The sequence below is a fragment of the Actinomadura sp. NPDC048955 genome (assembly GCF_040649435.1).
In the GTDB taxonomy this organism is placed as follows: domain Bacteria; phylum Actinomycetota; class Actinomycetes; order Streptosporangiales; family Streptosporangiaceae; genus Spirillospora; species Spirillospora luteofluorescens.
Genome location: NZ_JBEZJI010000009.1, coordinates 175987 through 192866 on the forward strand (window position 1 = coordinate 175987; position 16880 = coordinate 192866).

A 16880-nucleotide genomic window follows, 5' to 3' on the forward strand; every position below is an offset into this window, starting at 1 on the left:
GGGGTGTTGGGACGGCATGACCAAGATCGAACTCGGACGGCTCGGCATCTGGCGCCCCTGGCCGCAGTTGAGCCCCGAACTGGCCAGGGACGTCGAGGAGCTCGGCTACGGCACGGTCTGGATCGGCGGCTCGCCGGCCGACCCGGACGTGGCCGGGCGGCTCCTGGCCGCGACCGGGCGCATCGTGGTCGCCACCGGCATCGTGAACATGTGGAGCACGCCGGCCGAGGAGGCCGCCGCGGCCTACCACCGGCTGAACGAGGCGCACGGCGGGCGGTTCCTGCTCGGCGCCGGCATCGGCCACCGGGAGCGGGACCAGGCGTACCGCAGCCCGTACGAGACGATCGTGGACTACCTCGACCGGCTGGACGCCGGGGGCGTCCCAGCGGAGGGGCGGGTCCTCGCCGCGCTGGGGCCGAAGGTGCTGCGGCTGGCGGCCGAGCGCGCCGCCGGCGCCCACCCGTACCTGACCACGCCCGAGCACACCCGGTCGGCGCGGGAGATCCTGGGAGCGGGCCCGCTGCTTGCGCCGGAGCAGAAGGTCGTGCTCGAACCCGATCCGGTGCGCGCCCGCGCGATCGCCAGGGACACCCTGGGCCGCTACCTAGCCCTGCGCAACTACGTCGCCAGTTTCGAGCGGCTGGGGTTCACGGCGGACGACTTCGAGGGCGGCGGCAGCGACGCGCTCGTGGACGCGCTGGTCGCGCACGGCGACGCCGCGGCGGTGGCCGCGCGGCTGGCCGCCCACCTGGAGGCGGGCGCCGACAACGTCGCCGTCCAGGTGCTGACCGAGCCCGGCGGCGATCCCCGTCCGGCCCTGCGGTCGATCGCCGAGGCGCTGCTCTGACATGGCGAGGGGCGCGCCCGGGCCGGGCGCGCCCCTCGGTGCGGAGGGTCCTAGCGGGTCGCGTGGTTGCCGATCACGTCCGGCGTCACGCGCGTGCGGGGCTGCGCCTGCCGGCGGGCGAGCTCGTTCCCGTTGACCGTCAGGGTGCTGTGCGCGAACAGCTCGGTGACCGCGGCGGTGCCGTCGATCATCTGGTCGAAGCCCTTCAGGTTCACGTTGTCGTAGCGGTCGCAGGCCTGGTGGTAGCACGGGTCGTAGGCGAGGCCCGCGGTGCCGCCGTACCGCTTCGCCTGCTCGGGGGTCTTGATGCCCTCGGCGCCGGTGAACAGGCCGCCGGCGGGGATGCCGACGCTGATGAACGCGTCGTAGTCCGAGCGTCCGTTGAACGGCGTCGGGTCGGTGGGCAGCTTGCGCTTGGCGAAGTGGTCGACGAACGCCTTCTCGATCGCGCCGGAGCCGGCGGGCGCTTCGACATTGTTCTCGCCCGCGCTGTTGTCACCGTCGTAGACGAAGTTGACGTAGTTGGGCGAGGCGAGCATGTCGAAGTCGAGCATCAGGGCGACCTTGTCGCGCTCGGCCTGCGGAAGGTTGTCGACGTAGTACTGGGAGCCGAGCAGTCCCTCTTCCTCGGCGCCCCAGAAGGCGAACCGCACCTTGTTGCGGACCTTGGAACCGAGCTTGTTGATCTGCTTGGCCATCTCCAGCAGGGTCGCGGTGCCCGAGCCGTCGTCGTTGATGCCGGGCCCGGCGGTGACGCTGTCGTTGTGCGCGCCCACCACCACGACGTTGTCGGCCCTGCCGCGCCTGGTGTCGGCGATGACGTTGGAGGCCTGGCGCTTCTGGTTCAGGGTGTCGGTCTTGACCCGGAGCGTGACGCCGCCGTTCTGCGCCTGCTGCACGAGGGCCTTGCCGACCGCGTTCGTCGGGCCGACCACCGGGATGGCGTAGGGCGTGGACAGCGTCCCCCCGACCGGGCCCGGCTGTTCTGGCAGCTGGTAGATGACGACGGCGGACGCGCCGGCGGCGACGGCGTTGTCGGTCTTGAGGGAGAAGAAGCAGCCGCCGCGCTGGATCAGCGCGATGTGGCCCTTGGGGAACCCGGCGAAGTCGCCGGCCTCGCACCCGCTGCCGTCCCCGGTGGCCTGCGGGTCGACCGGGGTCGCGGGGGCCGTGACGTCGCCCGAGCCGGAGTACTGGAGCGTCTCGAAGTCGCCGTGCGGCGCGAACGTCTTCGGATCCGGCGCGGTCTCGGCGAGGACCGGCTCCGACAGCTCCTGCCAGAAGTCGAACTCGAAGTTCTGGATCACCGGCGCGTATCCGGCCCGCTTGAGCTGGTCCGCTATGTACTTGATGGTGATCTTGTTGCCGGGCAGTCCCGCGGCCCGGTTGCCGCCGTTGGCGTCCGAGATCTTCTGCAGGTTCAGCTGGTGGTGCCGCACGTCGCTCAGCTTGACGAGCGCGGCCAGCTTGGACTGGGCCGGGCCGGCGGCTTGGGCGGGCGCCGCGGCCACGGTGGTGGCGGCGAGCGACAGCCCGGCGAGGACGGCTAGCGCGGCTCTGCGCATGCTCGGTCTCCGTTGGTGGGGGGACAAAGTAAGCCGAAGCTTGACATGTGTCATTTCTTGCAACAAGACACGACTCCGCATCAAAACGGCCAATATTGGCCTAGTTTTTCACCGGGTTAACACGGTTGACATACCTCCGCCGATTCCCCCTCGCGACCCTTCGCGCCCCTCAGAGCACTTGGCCGGCCGGGACCCGAAGGCCAATCAATTGCAAGATCATTAAATGGAGGTCGACGCACTGACCTGCGGCGACACTCGGGAAAAGGCGGGCGGTGGGCGGCCGGGACGGCCGCGCCGGAGCAGGGCCCGCAAACCGCCGTGTACACGCCCGGGAAGCGGCCGTTCACGCGGCGCACGCGAGAGGTCACAAGTCGCCCCAGGTGGGACCTCTGGTCCCCGGCAAATCGAACTAAGTATGCTCCGGTCCCGCCAGGTCGGTCGGGGACGGCCGGTTCGATGACGATCAGGAGTGTGGGCCGGTGACGAAGCCCGAGCAGCTTCATGGCTCCCATGGGCGGCCGCGGACGCGTCCGGTCGGCCGGCGGATCGCGATGCTCCTCGCCATTCCGCTCGCCGCTCTCGTCTCGCTGTGGGTCTTCTCGGCGGGGACGACGCTGTCCGCCGCACTGCAGCGGTCGGAGTTCACGCGGATGTACAAGGACGTGGGGCTGCCGGCCGGCACCGTCATCGGGGCGATCCAGCGCGAGCGCGCCGCCGCCGTGGCCGTCCTGACGGCGCGGACCACGGCCGGCGGGCGGGCTTACGAGGACCTCGCGGCCAAGACCGACGCCGCCGTGGCGGCCTTCCGCGCGGCCGCCTTCAAGCCCCGCCTCAGGAACGCGATGGGCCCGGAACTCTGGGAGCGCATGGAGGCGCTGGACGACAGCCTCGACCAGCTCGAACCGCTGCGGACCCAGATCACCCAGCGGGCGGCCAGCACGGTGCAGGCCATCGACGCCTACAGCGGCTTCTCCGACTCGACGTTCCGGTTGCTGACGACCTTCATCAGCGTCAACGACACGGCGGTGTACCGGCAGAGCGCCGGGATCACCCACTTCTCGTGGGCGAGCGATTTCATGCTGCGCGAGGACGCCCTGATGTCCGCGGCCGGCGCGCGCCGGCTGACCGCGGCCGAGCGCATGGCCTTCGCGGGCTGGGCCGGCAACCGCGAACAGTTCTTCTCGCTCGCCCGCGTCGAGGTGACCGGCGAACTGGCTCGCGTCGTCGAGAATCTCGCCACCTCGACCGCCTACGGCAGCTTCACCTTGATCGAGACCCAGATCCGCTGGCAGGGCCTCAATCCCGGCGTCCGGCAGTGGCGGACGGCCACGCAGGAGCTGACTCCGCTGTGGTTCACCTCCTCCTCCCGCCTCGGCGACGTCCTGAACGACGACGTCGTCGAGCCGGCCGGACACCGGATCATGCTGCGCTTCTTCCTGGCCTGCGTCGTGGGCCTGCTGATCGTGGCCGCCTCGGTCACGCTGTCGGTGCTGTTCGCCCGGCGGCTCGCGCGGGAACTGCGGGACCTGCAGGCCTCCGCGCAGCGGCTCGCGCACGAGCGGCTGCCCGCGGTCGTGGCCCGCCTGCGGCGCGGCGAGAAGGTCGACGTCGACGCCGAGGCGCCGCGCCCGGAGCGCGGGCGGACCAGGGAGATCGCCCTGGTGGCCGACGCGTTCGACGCCGTCCAGCGCACGGCCGTCGGCACCGCTGTCGGCGAGGCCGAGCTGCGCGCCAGCATCAACCGGGTCTTCATCAACCTGTCGTGGCGCAGCCAGTCGCTGCTGCACCGGCAGCTGCGGCTGCTGGACCAGATGGAGCGGCGCGCGTCCAGCCCCGAGGAGCTGGACGACCTGTTCCGCCTCGACCACCTGACCACCCGCATGCGGCGGCACGCCGAGGGCCTGGTCATCCTGTCCGGGTCGCCGACCGTGCGCGCCTGGGACCACCCGGTCGCCGCCGAGGACGTGGTGCGCGCCGCGATCGCCGAGGTGGAGGACTACACGCGGGTGGAGGTGACCGGCGCGTCCTCGGCCGCGGTCACCGGCGACGTCGTCGCCGACGTCATCCACCTGCTGGCGGAGCTGATCGAGAACGCGGCGTCGTTCTCCCCGCCGGCCACGGAGGTCACCGTCAAGGTCGAGACCGTCGCCAACGGGCTGGCCGTGGAGGTCATCGACCGGGGCGTCGGCCTGGAGCCCGACGAGCTGGAGGAGCTGAACCGGCGGCTCAACAGCGCCGTCGAGTTCGACCTGGTCGACACCGAGCGGCTCGGCCTGTTCGTCGTCGCGCGCCTCGCCGACCGGCACGGCATCCAGGTCTCGCTGCTGCCGTCCCCGTACGGGGGCACGACCGCGATCGTCCTCGTGCCGCACGCGCTGGTCGTCCTCGACGACGACTGGCACGCGGGCCGCGGCCGCGCGGCCGCGGCGCCGCAGCCCGTCGGTTCGGCGGCGCACGGGGGCGGGGGCCCGGCACGGCTCGGCCGCCCGTCGCGTCCGGCGCTGCCCGGCCGGATCGTCCAGGCGCAGCCGTCCGACGAGCTCGCCGGCCTGCCCGCCGGGCCGGGCGCCGTGCCGCGTCCGGCACCGCCCCTCGACCCGCCGCTCGACTTGGCGCTCGACCCGTCCGGGACGCTCACGGACCGGGCCCGCCCGAACGGCGCCGAGCCGCGGCCGGGCGGGGTGGAGGACAGCGAGGTCACGGGGCGGCTCCCGCGCCGGGTGCGGCAGAGTTCCCTGGCCCCGCAGCTGCGCGGGCGGTCCGCGCCGCGGCACGCCCAGCCCGCCGCGCCGGCGGGCGAGGACGATTTCGAAGAACCGAGCCCGGAGCTCAGCCGCGACCTGATGGCGTCGCTGCAGTCGGGATGGCTGCGCGGCAGGGCCGACGACGAACCGGGCGAACTGGATCCACGCGATGAATGGGGGGAGTCATGATGCGGCAGGGCAACGCCTCCGGCGAGCTCGACTGGCTGCTCGACGATCTGGTGCAGCGGGTCGGGGAGGTCCGCCAAGCCGTCCTGCTGTCCAGGGACGGACTGGTCATGGGCGCCTCAGGGGACGTCACCCGCAAGGACGCCGAGTTCCTCGCGGCGCTGTCGTCGGGCTTCCACAGCCTGGCCAACGGCGCCCGCGAGCACTTCCAGGCCAAGCAGGTGCGGCAGACCGTCGTCGAGCTGGACGGCATGCTGTTCTTCGTCATGCCCGCGGGCAACGGGAGCTGCCTCGCCGTGCTGAGCGACGCCGGCGGCAACGCGGGGCTGGTCGCCTACGAGACGACCATGCTGATCAAGCGGGTGCGGCGCACGCTGTCGGCGCAGCCGCGCGGCGCCGAGTCGCAGGATCCGCCGGTGCGCTCGGGCGCGTCAGGCTAGAGCCGGCGTGCAGAGCCCGAGAGAGCGCTGGGTCGGGTCGGACGCCGGCCCGGTCGTCCGGCCCTACGCGGTCACCCGCGGGCGCACCCGCCCCCGCGGGCTCGTCCTCGACCTCGTGACCGTTCTCGTCGCGACCGGCCGGACGCCGGCCGACCGGGTCTGGCTGTCGCGCGAGCAGCGGCTGCTGCTGGAGCTGTGCGGGCGGCCCTCCACGCCCGCCGACCTCGCCTCGGAGACCGACCTGCCGCTGCGGGTCGTGCAGATCCTGCTGGAGGACCTGCACCAGTACGGCCTGATCGAGGAGATGCCGCAGGCCGCGCACACCGAACGCCCCGACCCCCGCATCCTCATGAGAGTGCTCGATGAACTCCGCCGCCTTTGACCCGACCGCCACCGCGCACGGGCGCGACGACGACGTCCCGCTCCACACCCTGAAGGTCCTGGTGGCCGGCGGCTTCGGCGTCGGCAAGACGACGCTGGTGAGCGCGGTCAGCGAGGTCCGCCCGCTGCGCACCGAGGAGGTCCTCACCGACGCCTCCGTCGGCGTCGACCACCTCGGCGGCGTGGAGGGCAAGACCACCACGACCGTGGCGATGGACTTCGGCCGGCTGACGTTCTCCGGCGGCGTCCGGCTGTACCTGTTCGGCACGCCGGGCCAGGAGCGGTTCTGGTTCATGTGGGACCAGATCGCCTACGGCGCCGTCGGCGCCATCGTGCTGGTCGACACCCGCCGGCTCAGCACGAGCTTCGCGGCCATCGACTTCTTCGAGCAGCGGGGCCTGCCGTTCGTCATCGCGGCGAACCGGTTCGAGGGCGCGCGCCGCTACACGGTGGAGGAGATCCGCGACGCCCTGGACGTCGATCCCGAGGTCCCGGTCATGATGTGCGACGTGCGGAGCCGTGAGGTGGCGCGGGGCGTCCTGGTGGCGCTCGTCGAGCACGCCCTGCACGCGTCCCGCAACTAACCGGCCGCCATCCGGGCCACGATGAGGGAGGCGAGGGCGGCGTAGGCGGACGAGTCGTCCAGGCCGGTCTGCGCCTTGATCTCGCCGCGGTGGATGGACTCCATCACCTGCCCGGCGACGGCGCCGACGAACGCGGCGTCGCCGCCGGGCGCCGCCTCCCGCACGAGGCCCTGCACGCGCCGCACCGCGTACCGGGTGTTGCTCTTGTAGATCTCCCGCGCGGGGGCGAACGCGTCCAGGTCGGCGAAGAACGCGGCGGACGCGGGGGCCAGCTCGCCCGAGATCGCCCGCAGGTAGGCGCCGACCCGTTCGCGGGGGTCGGCGTTGCCGTCGAGCGCGGCCTCCACGCGCTCGGTGGCGCGGCGGAAGAAGGCCCGCACGACGGCCGTGATGATCTGCTCCCGGCTCGCCGCGACCGAGTAGAGCGTGCTCTTGGAGCAGCGCAGCAGCGCGGCCAGGTCCGCGACGCTCAGCTCGGCGAACCCGCGCTCCAGGAAGAGGTCCATGAGCCGGTCGATCAGCGTCTCGCGCCGCCGCGACGCCCTGGTCGCCCGCTCGTCCACCGAGGTCATGACGGCGACAGTACCAAAACGGGTTCGCCGGTACTGTCTTTGGTACGGTTGGCGGTGCCGAAAGGAGACCGCCCATGCCCGCCACCCGGCACCTGCCGACCTCCGAGTCCGAGGACCTGGTCGCCCTCACCCGCGAGATCGCGGCCAAGGAGCTCGCGCCGCGCGTCGCGGACGCCGAGCGCACCGGGACGTTCCCCCGCGAGGCGTTCACGACGCTGGGCCGGGCGGGCCTGCTGACGCTGCCGTACCCGGAGGAGTTCGGCGGCGGCGACCAGCCCTACGAGATCTACCTGCAGGTCCTGGAGGAGATCGGGGCCGTCTGGGCGAGCGTCGGCGTCGGCGTCAGCGTGCACGCCCTGTCCTGCTTCCCGCTGTTCGCCTTCGGCACCGACGAGCAGCGCGCGCGGTGGCTGCCCGGCATGCTCTCCGGCGAGCGCCTCGGCGCCTACTGCCTGTCGGAGGCGCACGCGGGCTCCGACCCGGCCGCGATGCGCGCCAAGGCCGTCCGCGACGGCGACTCCTACGTCCTCAACGGCGCCAAGGCGTGGACGACGCACGGCGGCAAGGCCGACTTCTACACCGTCATGGCCCGCACGTCACAGGAGAAGTCGCGCGGCATCTCCTGCTTCCACGTCCCCGCGGGCACCCCCGGCCTGGAGTTCGACGAGCCCGAGGACAAGATGGGCCTGATGGGCTCCACCACCGCGACCGTCCGCCTGGTGGACGCGCGCGTCCCCGCGGACCACCTGATCGGCCACGAGGGCCAGGGGCTGTCCATCGCCCTCGCCGGCCTCGACGCCGGCCGCCTCGGCATCGCCGCCGTCGCCACCGGCCTGGCGCAGGGCGCACTCGACACCGCCGTCGGCTACGCCAAGGAGCGCGAGGCCTTCGGCAAGGCGATCATCGACCACCAGGGGCTGGCGTTCGTCCTGGCCGACATGGCCGCCGCCGTCGAGTCGGCGCGCGCCACCTACCTGGCCGCCGCCCGGCTCAAGGACGCGGGCCGCCCCTACGGCCGCGAGGCGTCCGTCGCCAAGCTGGTCGCCACCGACAACGCCATGAAGGTCACCACCGACGCCGTCCAGGTGCTGGGCGGCGCCGGCTACACCCGCGACTTCCCGGTCGAGCGCTTCATGCGCGAGGCCAAGGTCATGCAGATCTTCGAGGGCACCAACCAGATCCAGCGCCTGGTCATCTCCCGCCACCTCGCCCGCTAGGCGGACCCGGCGCCGCGCTCCCGCAGCCCGCGGGCGATCTCGTCGGCGGTGAACGGGGAGCCGCCGGCCAGTTCCTCGGGGCCGAGGCCCTCGCGGGCCGCGTCCGCGTAGGCGTCGAGCAGGTCTCGCTTCGCGGCTTCGAGCTGCTCCGCGAGGTCCTCGTACCGGGTGGTGGCGAGCTTGACCTTCGCGGCGGCTTCCTCAGGACCCATGCGGCGCAGCGTAGCGGAGCCGCCGTCGCGCGACCGGACGGTGGGTTCTGTGTTGTTTTGTGCGGTGTGCCACGGTCTGCCCTCGTCCCGGAACCTACCGTCGGGTCATGTGGCAGTTCGTCGTTTGGGGGCTCATGGGGGCCGGGGCCAACCGCACGCTGGCGTTCCTGGAGGCGAACCGGCGCGTGAAGGGGCCGCCCTGGCGCTACCCGAAGGGACCGGGCGGCCGGTACTACCTGTTCGCCTGCGCGCTGCACTGCATGCTCGCCGCGATGGTGACGTCGGCGGCCGCGGCGAGCGACCTGATCGACGCGCCGTGGCTGGCGTTCGCGTGCGGTGCGAGCGCCCCCGCCGTCATGGCGAAGCTCGGCCGGTACGCCCTCTGGGCGCTGCCGCCGGGCCCGGGCGGCGACGACAAGGACGACGGGCCTGGTCAGGCCGGATGAATGGGGGATGCGATGCCGAGTCCTGATCGCGGCTGGCGCGGGCTGCTGGAGGCGTTCTCCGACGCGCCGGCCACCGGCGGGCCGGGCACGGCGCCGCCGGGTGGGGCGGGCCGGGCGCGGCGGTTGCTGGAGGCCTTCTCCGACGCCTCGCCCGCCTTCGCCAACGGTGCGGGGCCGTCGCCCGCGCCCTCGGCGGACCCGGGGCGGACGCTCGTGTGGGGGGTCGTGACGTTCGGCGTCCTCGGGGCGGTGTGCACGGCGTGGGCGGCCGCGGAGACCGGGACGCCCGCCGCGGCGCTGCTCGCCGCGTTCACGCTCGCCGTGCTGGCCCTGTTCGTGGCGCCGCTGGCCGGGTTCGCGCGCGCCAGGGCCGCGTGGGCCCGGGCGCAGGGGGACGGCACGCGGTCCGCCGGCCGGGCCGAGAGGCTCCGCGACAGCTTCTGGCACGCGCTCGGCTCCGAGGAGCGCGACGCCGTCCGCGGCGTCGCGCGCCCGTGCGCCTTCGGGCCGGGGGCGCCCCTGCTGCGGCAGGGGTATCCGGCCGACTACGTCGTCGTCATCCGGTCGGGGTGGACGAAGGTCCGCGTCGACCGGGCGGGCGAGGAGCGGATCGTGGCGGTCCGCGGACCCGGCGACCTCATCGGCGAGCGGGCCCTGTTCGAGGACGAGGCCTGGTCGGCGACGGTCATCGCGCTCGACGCCGTGGAGGCGCTCGTCGTCGCCGCGGCGGACTTCCGCCGCGTCGTGGAACGCTACGCGGGCGTGCAGTCGGTGCTGGAGAAGCAGGCGCACGACCGCACCGTCGAGGCGGCGGCCCGCACCTCCGGCACCGAACTCGCCGCCACCGAGCGCCGGCTGGCCGCCCTGTTCACCACGCTGTCGCGGGCGCGGGGCGGGGCGCTCCCGCTGACGGGGACCGAACTCGCGGGCTGGACGTCCTCGACGCCCGCGGCGGTGGCCAGCGTGCTCAACGAGTGGGACGGCGCGGGACTCGTCCACGCCGGGGACGGCACGATCGACGTCCTCGACCCGGTCCGGCTGGAGCGGCTCACGGCGAGTGGCGGGCCCCGCCCGGAGGCCGTGTCCGGCTCCCTGTTCCTCACGGGGCAGGACTGCACGGTCGTGTTCGCCGACGTGGTGGGGTTCGGGTCCCCGGACCTGACCGAGGCGGACCGCGCGGCGATCCGGCGGGTGCTGTTCCGGTCCCTGGAGGAGTCGTTCGCCGCCGCCGGCGTGCCCTGGGCGGCCTGCCACCGCGAGGACCGCGGGGACGGCGTGCTGCTCGTCGTCCCGCCCGGGGTCCCGGTGAGCACACCGGCCGATCCGCTGGTGCGGGCGCTCGCCGAGCGCATCGACCGGCACAACGGGGGCGCGGCGGAGGCGCGGCGCTTCCAGGTGCGGGTCGCGGTCGACACCGGCCCGGTGCACGCCGGGCCGGACGGCGTCACCGGGGCGGCGCTGGCCCGCGCCGCCAGGCTGCTGGAGTCGGACGTCCTGCGGCGGCGGCTCGCGGGCGTCGCGGCCGTCCTGGGGCTGATCGTCTCCGCGCCGGTGCACCGGGGGATCTCCGGGGCCGGACCGGAGTTCGAGCCCGTCGAGGTGCGCGTGCCGGGCCCCGGCGACGCCTGGCTGCGCCTCTTCCCGGCCGCCGTCTAGCGGCGGGGCCGCTAGAGGCGGTGCCGGCTAGAGGCGGTGCCGGCTAGAGGCGGTGCCGGCTAGAGGCGGACGTACTCGTAGTCGAACGGCCGGCCGTTGATGCCGTTGCGGGGCGGGGCTATCCAGGCCGCGATCCTGCCGCGCTCGTGGACGGGCCGCATCAGCGAGCGGACATGCGTCCTGTCGACCTCCGTCGGAAGCCAGGCGTCCTGGCGCCGCTCCCACTCGGCGGCGTCGAGCACCTCGCCGTCCGGCGCGGCCTCGATGCCGGCGAAGGCGCCGACCTTGCGGTTGAAGGCGACGCTCGGCAGGCGCAGGCGCTGCGGGAGGCCCGCCTCGGACAGGATGCGGTTCCAGCGGTTGACACCGCTCTGGCAGTCGGCGACGTAGGCGCGGCGCAGGTCGGTGTTGAGGCCCACGAGCGCGGCGACCTCGGTCTGCCCGACGCCTCCCTCGACGAGGGCGTCCACCATGACGGCGTCGTCGGTGAGGCGGTGGTCGTCCTGGCGGCGGTCCTCCATCCAGCGCCCCTTGAGCCCGGCCGTGTAGTAGTTGGCGACGTTGCTGGACGTCTCGGAGCCGAACAGGTCGAGCGACACCGAGTAGTGGAAGTTCAGGTACTTCTGCACGACGTCCAGGGAGATCCCGCCGTGCGGGGCGACGTCGTCGGTGTCGTGCTCCTTCATCAGCTGGACGGTCCGCTCGACGACCCGGTCGATGCCCGTGGTGCCGACCATCATGTGGTGGGCCTCCTCCTTGAGCATGAACTCGCAGGTGCGCGCCAGCGGGTCGAAGCCGGACTCCTTCAGCGTGCCGAGCTGGTACTTGCCGTCCCGGTCGGTGAAGTAGGTGAACATGAAGAACGAGAGCCAGTCGGGGGTCTCCTCGTTGAAGGCGCCGAGGATGCGGGGCGACTCCTCGCTGCCGGAGTTGCGGTGCAGCAGCTCCTCGGCCTCCTCGCGTCCCTCCCGCCCGAAGTGGGCGTGCAGGAGGTAGACCATCGCCCACAGGTGGCGGCCCTCCTCGACGTTCACCTGGAACAGGTTGCGCAGGTCGTAGAGGCTGGGCGCGGTGGCGCCGAGGTTGCGCTGCTGCTCCACGGACGCGGGCTCGGTGTCGCCCTGGATGACGATGAGGCGCCGCAGGTCGGCGCGGTACTCGCCGGGGACCTTCTGCCACGCGGGCTCGCCCTTGTGGGCGCCGAAGCCGATGCGGCGGTCGCCGTCGCGCTCGGCCAGGAAGATGCCCCACCGGTAGTCCTTCATGGCGACGTGCCCGAAGTGCGCCCAGCCCTCGCGGCCGACGTCGACGGCCGTGCGCAGGTACACCTCCCGGGTCGGCAGCGACGGCCCCATCGACTCCCACCAGGACAGGAAGTTCGGCTGCCACGACTCCAGGGCGCGCTGGAGGCGCCGGTCCTCGCGCAGGTCGACGTTGTTGGGGATCTTCTCGGTGTAGTCGGCGGTGGTCGCCATCGCTCAGACTCGCTTTCGGTCGAAGTCGGCGCGCCGCCCGGTGCCGTAGCGGCGCAGGGCGCCGTCCGGGCCGGACGCGTTCGGGCGCGTGAAGATCCAGTTCTGCCAGGCGGACAGCCGTCCGAAGATCTTGGTCTCCAGGGTCTCGGGACCGGGGAAGCGGTGGTTGGCCTCCAGGCCGGTGAGCGCGTCCGGGCTGAAACCGGCCCGCTCCTCGACGGCGATGCGGATCTCCTCGTCCCAGTCGAGGTCGTCGGGCGCGAAGGTGACCAGGCCGAGGCGCTCGGCGTCGGCGGCCTCCAGCGGCTTGCCCGCGGCGTCGCCGGCGGCGGCCAGCGCGGCGCCGTCGCCGAGGAACCGGGTGGCGAGGCGGGTGAGGCCGTTGCCCATCGGGAGCGGGCCGAGGTTCATCGCGTCCACGGTGACCGCGGCGGGGTCGGCGCCGGGATCGACGTCCTCGAAGACGCCGTCGAGCTGGTAGGAGCGGTCGGCGGCGAGCGCGACCTCCAGGAGGGAGCCGGCGAAGCAGCTGCCGGGCTCGATCAGGGCGATGAGGCTGCGGCTGGTGACGTCCAGCCGTTTCAAGGTCCGCTTGAGGTAGTGCACGATCTCGTTGGCGAGCCAGCCGCCGGCGCTGCCGAGCAGCAGCCGGTCGTGGGCGAGGACGTGCTCGGACGCCCCCCGCGTGCGGAGCACCCACGTGCCGAGCTCCGGCTCGTTGGTCCGCAGGTCGAGGATCAGGTCGTCCAGCTCGCGGGTCATGGCGAGCGTCCAGAAGTCCGCGCCGTGGAAGTCGCCGGGAGGCGCGTCCGGGCCCGCGATGGTGATCAGGGCCGCGCCCGCGTCGCGGTCGAGCTCCGCCGAGACGTGCCGGTAGGCGATCGAGGCGTCCGTGCGCTCCTTGCCGAGCGGCGTCAGCGCGATCCCCTCGGCATCGTGCGGACGGGACGAGCGGGCCGCCAGCTCCCGCGCGCGTTCGGCGACCGTCTCGTCCCAGGCGGTGCGCGGGACGGCCTCGTCCACCAGGCCCCACGCGACGGCCTTCCTGCCGCCGAGCCCCTCGGCCCTGGTGGAGAAGTAGTCGGCGCGGTCGCGGCGGACGCGCCGCTTGTCCGTCACCCGGGTCAGGCCGCCGGTGCCCGGCAGGACGCCGAGCAGCGGCAGCTCCGGAAGCGACACCGCCGAGGAGCGGTCGTCGACGAGCATGATGTGCTCGCAGGCGAGGGCCAGCTCGTATCCGCCGCCGGACGCGGTGCCGTTCAGCGCCGCCAGGTAGGTCTGGCCGGAGTTCGCCGTCGCGTCCTCGATGCCGTTGCGGGTCTCGTTGGTGAACTTGCAGAAGTTCACCTTCCAGCCGTGCGTGGACGCGGCCAGCATCCGGATGTTGGCGCCCGCGCAGAAGATCTTCTCCTTGCCGCCGGTGACGACCACCGTGCGCACCGCGGGGTGCTCGAAGCGGAGCCGCTGGACGGCGTCGTAGAGCTCGATGTCCACGCCGAGGTCGTAGGAGTTCAGCTTCAGCTCGTACCCGGGGACCAGCCCGCCCTGCTCGTCCACCGCCATCGTGAGGGTGGCGACCTGGCCGTCGACGTCCAGGCGCCAGTGCCGGTAGCGGGACGGGTCCACCCGGAACTCCACGTGCGGGCTGGTCATGCGCTGTCCTTCCGCCGGTGCCGTCTCCATCATGTTCCACAGATTCTGCTCTTCACGTCAACAGTTTGTAGCACTTCGACCCGTACGGGCGCCCAGGGCAAGAACGGCCCGGAGACGGGTCAGGGCGCCGCGAGCAGGTCCGAAGCGAGCTCGCGGACGGCGAAGCGGCGCAGCTTGCCGGTCGGCGTCGTGGGCAGCCCGTCCACGACCAGCACCTCGCGGGGGCGCTTGAACGAGGCGAGGCCCGCCCGGCAGAACCCGATCAGCTCGGCCGGCTCGGCGGTCGCGCCCTCCTTGAGCACGACGCAGGCGACGGGCTTGTCCAGGCCGTCGGCGTCGGGCAGCCCGACGACGGCGGCCATCGCGACAGCGGGGTGCTCCAGCAGCCGTCCCTCCACCTCGGACGGCGACACCCAGATGCCGCCGGCCTTGAGCATGTCGCCCGTCCGGCCGAGGCAGGTGTAGAAGCCGTCCTCGTCCACCACGTAGGTGTCGCCCGTGCGCAGCCACTCCCCCTGGAAGACCTGCCGGGTCGTCTCGGTGCGGCACCAGTAGCCCGTCGCGATCGACTCGCCCTTCACCAGCAGGGAGCCCGGCGTCCCCGGCGGGGCGTCGGCCCCGTAGGCGTCCACGACCCGCAGCTGGTAGCCGGGGACGGCGGTGCCCGTCGTCCCCGGGCGGACCCGGCCGGGCCGGTTCGACAGGAAGATGTGCAGGCACTCCGTGGAGCCGAGCCCGTCGATGATCTCCACGCCGTACCGCTCGGTGAAGCGGCGGCACAGCTCGGCGGGCAGCGGCTCCCCCGCCGACACCGCCAGCCGGACGGACGCGAACGCCTCCACCGGGACCCCGGCGTTGAGGATCGCGGCGTAGAAGGTCGGGACGGCGAAGAACAGGGTCGGCCGGTACTCGGCCAGCCGCCCGGCCACCGAGGCCGGGGTCGGCCGGTCCGGGTCCAGGACGGCGGTCGCGCCCGCGGCGAGTGGGAAGAACAGCGAGTTGCCGATCCCGTAGGCGAAGAACAGCTTGGCGACCGAGTAGCAGCGGTCGTCCGGCCGGATGCCGAGGACCTGGCGGCCGTAGGTCTCCACGACGTGCCGGATGTTGGCGTGCCGGTGCATCGCGCCCTTCGGCCGTCCCGTCGTCCCGGACGTGTAGAGCCACAGGGCGCTGGAGTCGTCCGAGGTCGCGTACGGCTCGGCGGGGGCGCCGCCGTGGGCGCGCCCCTCGCGGACCAGGTCCTCGAACCGGTCCACCCGCACGCCCGCCGGGGCCCGGAGCGCCGCGTCCCCCTCCACCGCGACGCGCCGCACACCGGGAGCGGAAGCGAGGGCCGCCTCCGCGGCGACCGCGAACCGGTCGCTGACCAGCAGCACCCTGGCGCGCGCGTCGGCGAGCAGCCCGCCGAGTTCGGGGCCCGTCAGCATCGTCGACACCGGGACCGGGACGGCGCCGAGCCGCATCGCGCCCAGGATCGCGGCGGCCATCCGCGGGCCGTCGGCCATGAACAGCACCACCCGCTCCTCGGCGCGCAGGCCCCAGCGCTCCAGGCCGGCGGCGACGCTCCCGGCCAGCTCGGCGAGCTCGGCGTAGCTCAGGTCCCCGCCCGGACCGGTCAGCGCCGCCCGGTCGCCGCCGGGCCCGGACGCCGCCCGGAGCAGATAGTCGGACGCGTTGAAGGTGTCGGGCGGGACCGGTGCGGTCGCCGTTCCAGCGGTCATCGAGGTCTCCCCTCGCCGGGAACCGTGCCCCCAATGCTCTACATAGACGAAACGCTAGTCAATAGACTTGTGGAACGACGATGATCCCGGAGGGGACCTGCGAGGGAACCCGGCCGGACCCGCGCGATACTGGACGGCGTCCCGGCCGCCCCGCGGCCGGACGGGCGCGCCCACCAGGGCCAGAGGAGGAGCACATGGCCTCGATCGGCGAGGACGCGGCGCACCCGGAGCCGAGGTTCCGGCGCCGGCGCGAACTCGGCGCGGCGAGCGCGCGGTCGCTGCTGCTGACCGTGCTGGGCGAGTTCGTCCTGCCCGGCGGCGAGCCGGTGTGGACGGCGACGTTCCTGCGCGCGCTCGGGCTCCTCGGCGTCGAGGAGAAGGCCGTCCGGCAGGCGCTCGCCCGCAGCGCCGGCGAGGGCTGGCTCGCCGGGGAGCGGCACGGCCGCCGCACCGCCTGGCGGCTCACCCCGTCCGGGGAGCGGCTCCTCACCGACGGCACCGAGCGGATCTACGGCTTCGGCCGCCCGGTCGGCGCGTGGGACGGGCGCTGGCTGCTCGTCCTCGCCACCGTCCCGGAGACCAGCCGCCGCCTGCGCCACCTGCTGCGGACCCGGCTCGCCTGGAGCGGCCTCGGCAACCTCGCCCCCGGCGTGTGGGTCAGCCCGCATCCCGAGCGCGAGCCCGAGGTGCGGGAGGTCCTCGCCGGAATCGGCGTCGCGGACGGCTCCACGCTGTTCACCGGTGAGCTCGGCGATCTGGCCGAGGCGCGGCGCGTGGCGCGCCAGGCGTGGGACCTGGAGGAGATCGGACTCGCCTACGGCGACTTCCTCGACGCCGTCGGCGCGCTACGCCCTGCCGACGATCCGGGGACGTTCGCCGCGCACACCAGGCTCGTCCAGGAATGGCGCCGGTTCCCGTTCCTCGATCCAGGCCTTCCGGCGGCGCTCCTCCCCGACGACTGGAGCGGCGCGCAGGCCGTGGCGCTCTTCCACGAACGCCACGACACCTGGCGTCCCGTCGCCGACCGCCAGTGGAAGGCGTTGAGCGCCTGACGGCGCGCGGAGTGTAGGCGACGCGTCCCCGGGAAGTCGGGTAGGGGCCGGTGTCGTCGATGGGAGTCGTGGAAATGGGCAGCCTGATAGGACGGAACCTGCTCGCCGGATCGGATTCCGACGTCGCCG

Annotated in this window: 15 protein-coding genes; 9 read left to right on the forward strand and 6 right to left on the reverse strand. The window is 73.5% G+C overall.

The features are described 5' to 3' along the window. Positions 1-16 precede the first annotated feature (16 nt). Positions 17-847, forward strand: a complete 831-nt coding sequence (locus AB0C84_RS12540) for an LLM class F420-dependent oxidoreductase (protein WP_361064688.1) — start codon at positions 17-19, stop codon at positions 845-847. 50 nt (positions 848-897) lie between these two features. Here AB0C84_RS12540 and AB0C84_RS12545 read toward each other — a convergent pair whose 3' ends face one another. Further along, positions 898-2412 (reverse strand): M28 family metallopeptidase, encoded by a 1515-nt coding sequence (locus AB0C84_RS12545; RefSeq protein ID WP_361064691.1) that lies wholly within the window; start codon positions 2410-2412, stop codon positions 898-900. Positions 2413-2891: 479 nt separating this feature from the next. Between AB0C84_RS12545 and AB0C84_RS12550 the strand changes: the two genes are divergently transcribed. The 4 genes from AB0C84_RS12550 to AB0C84_RS12565 are packed head-to-tail and all read left to right on the forward strand — an operon-like array spanning position 2892 to position 6747. Continuing rightward, complete coding sequence (locus AB0C84_RS12550) at positions 2892-5345, forward strand: sensor histidine kinase (protein ID WP_361064694.1); 2454 nt, start codon at positions 2892-2894, stop codon at positions 5343-5345. Beyond that, positions 5342-5782, forward strand: coding sequence for a roadblock/LC7 domain-containing protein (locus AB0C84_RS12555; RefSeq protein ID WP_218907472.1), 441 nt, complete (start codon positions 5342-5344; stop codon positions 5780-5782). Before AB0C84_RS12550 ends, AB0C84_RS12555 begins: the two co-directional genes overlap by 4 nt. Before the next feature lie 7 nt (positions 5783-5789). After that, positions 5790-6164: a DUF742 domain-containing protein gene (locus AB0C84_RS12560; protein WP_179847937.1), complete on the forward strand. Its 375-nt coding sequence runs from the start codon at positions 5790-5792 to the stop codon at positions 6162-6164. Further along, positions 6145-6747: an ATP/GTP-binding protein gene (locus AB0C84_RS12565; protein ID WP_179847936.1), complete on the forward strand. Its 603-nt coding sequence runs from the start codon at positions 6145-6147 to the stop codon at positions 6745-6747. Before AB0C84_RS12560 ends, AB0C84_RS12565 begins: the two co-directional genes overlap by 20 nt. Here the strand turns inward: AB0C84_RS12565 and AB0C84_RS12570 are convergent. Continuing rightward, positions 6744-7319 (reverse strand): TetR/AcrR family transcriptional regulator, encoded by a 576-nt coding sequence (locus AB0C84_RS12570; RefSeq protein ID WP_179847935.1) that lies wholly within the window; start codon positions 7317-7319, stop codon positions 6744-6746. The two genes, AB0C84_RS12565 and AB0C84_RS12570, sit on opposite strands and share 4 nt — an antisense overlap. Positions 7320-7393: 74 nt before the next feature. On the opposite strand from AB0C84_RS12570, the gene AB0C84_RS12575 reads away from it, so the two are divergent. Then, positions 7394-8536, forward strand: coding sequence for an acyl-CoA dehydrogenase family protein (locus AB0C84_RS12575; protein ID WP_361064699.1), 1143 nt, complete (start codon positions 7394-7396; stop codon positions 8534-8536). Here the strand turns inward: AB0C84_RS12575 and AB0C84_RS12580 are convergent. Further along, on the reverse strand, positions 8533-8748 hold the full coding sequence (locus AB0C84_RS12580; protein ID WP_179847933.1) for a hypothetical protein: 216 nt from the start codon (positions 8746-8748) through the stop codon (positions 8533-8535). The genes AB0C84_RS12575 and AB0C84_RS12580 overlap by 4 nt on opposite strands. A 107-nt stretch (positions 8749-8855) precedes the next feature. On the opposite strand from AB0C84_RS12580, the gene AB0C84_RS12585 reads away from it, so the two are divergent. Next, positions 8856-9194 (forward strand): hypothetical protein, encoded by a 339-nt coding sequence (locus AB0C84_RS12585; RefSeq protein ID WP_361064702.1) that lies wholly within the window; start codon positions 8856-8858, stop codon positions 9192-9194. A gap of 12 nt (positions 9195-9206) precedes the next feature. Further along, entirely contained in the window at positions 9207-10850 is a 1644-nt protein-coding gene (locus tag AB0C84_RS12590) for a cyclic nucleotide-binding domain-containing protein (protein ID WP_361064704.1), read from the forward strand. A gap of 59 nt (positions 10851-10909) precedes the next feature. Here the strand turns inward: AB0C84_RS12590 and boxB are convergent, their stop codons facing one another. The 3 genes from boxB to AB0C84_RS12605 all read right to left on the reverse strand — a co-directional run bounded on the left by boxB (position 10910) and on the right by AB0C84_RS12605 (position 15699). Then, on the reverse strand, positions 10910-12325 hold the full coding sequence (boxB, locus tag AB0C84_RS12595) for a benzoyl-CoA 2,3-epoxidase subunit BoxB (protein ID WP_361064706.1): 1416 nt from the start codon (positions 12323-12325) through the stop codon (positions 10910-10912). A gap of 3 nt (positions 12326-12328) precedes the next feature. Next, positions 12329-13978, reverse strand: coding sequence for a 2,3-epoxybenzoyl-CoA dihydrolase (gene boxC / locus AB0C84_RS12600; protein ID WP_361064709.1), 1650 nt, complete (start codon positions 13976-13978; stop codon positions 12329-12331). A 119-nt stretch (positions 13979-14097) separates the two neighbouring features. After that, entirely contained in the window at positions 14098-15699 is a 1602-nt protein-coding gene (locus AB0C84_RS12605) for a benzoate-CoA ligase family protein (protein ID WP_361064712.1), read from the reverse strand. Positions 15700-15893: 194 nt separating this feature from the next. On the opposite strand from AB0C84_RS12605, the gene AB0C84_RS12610 reads away from it, so the two are divergent. After that, positions 15894-16751, forward strand: a complete 858-nt coding sequence (locus AB0C84_RS12610) for a PaaX family transcriptional regulator C-terminal domain-containing protein (RefSeq protein ID WP_179847927.1) — start codon at positions 15894-15896, stop codon at positions 16749-16751. The last annotated feature ends 129 nt before the right edge of the window (positions 16752-16880 follow it).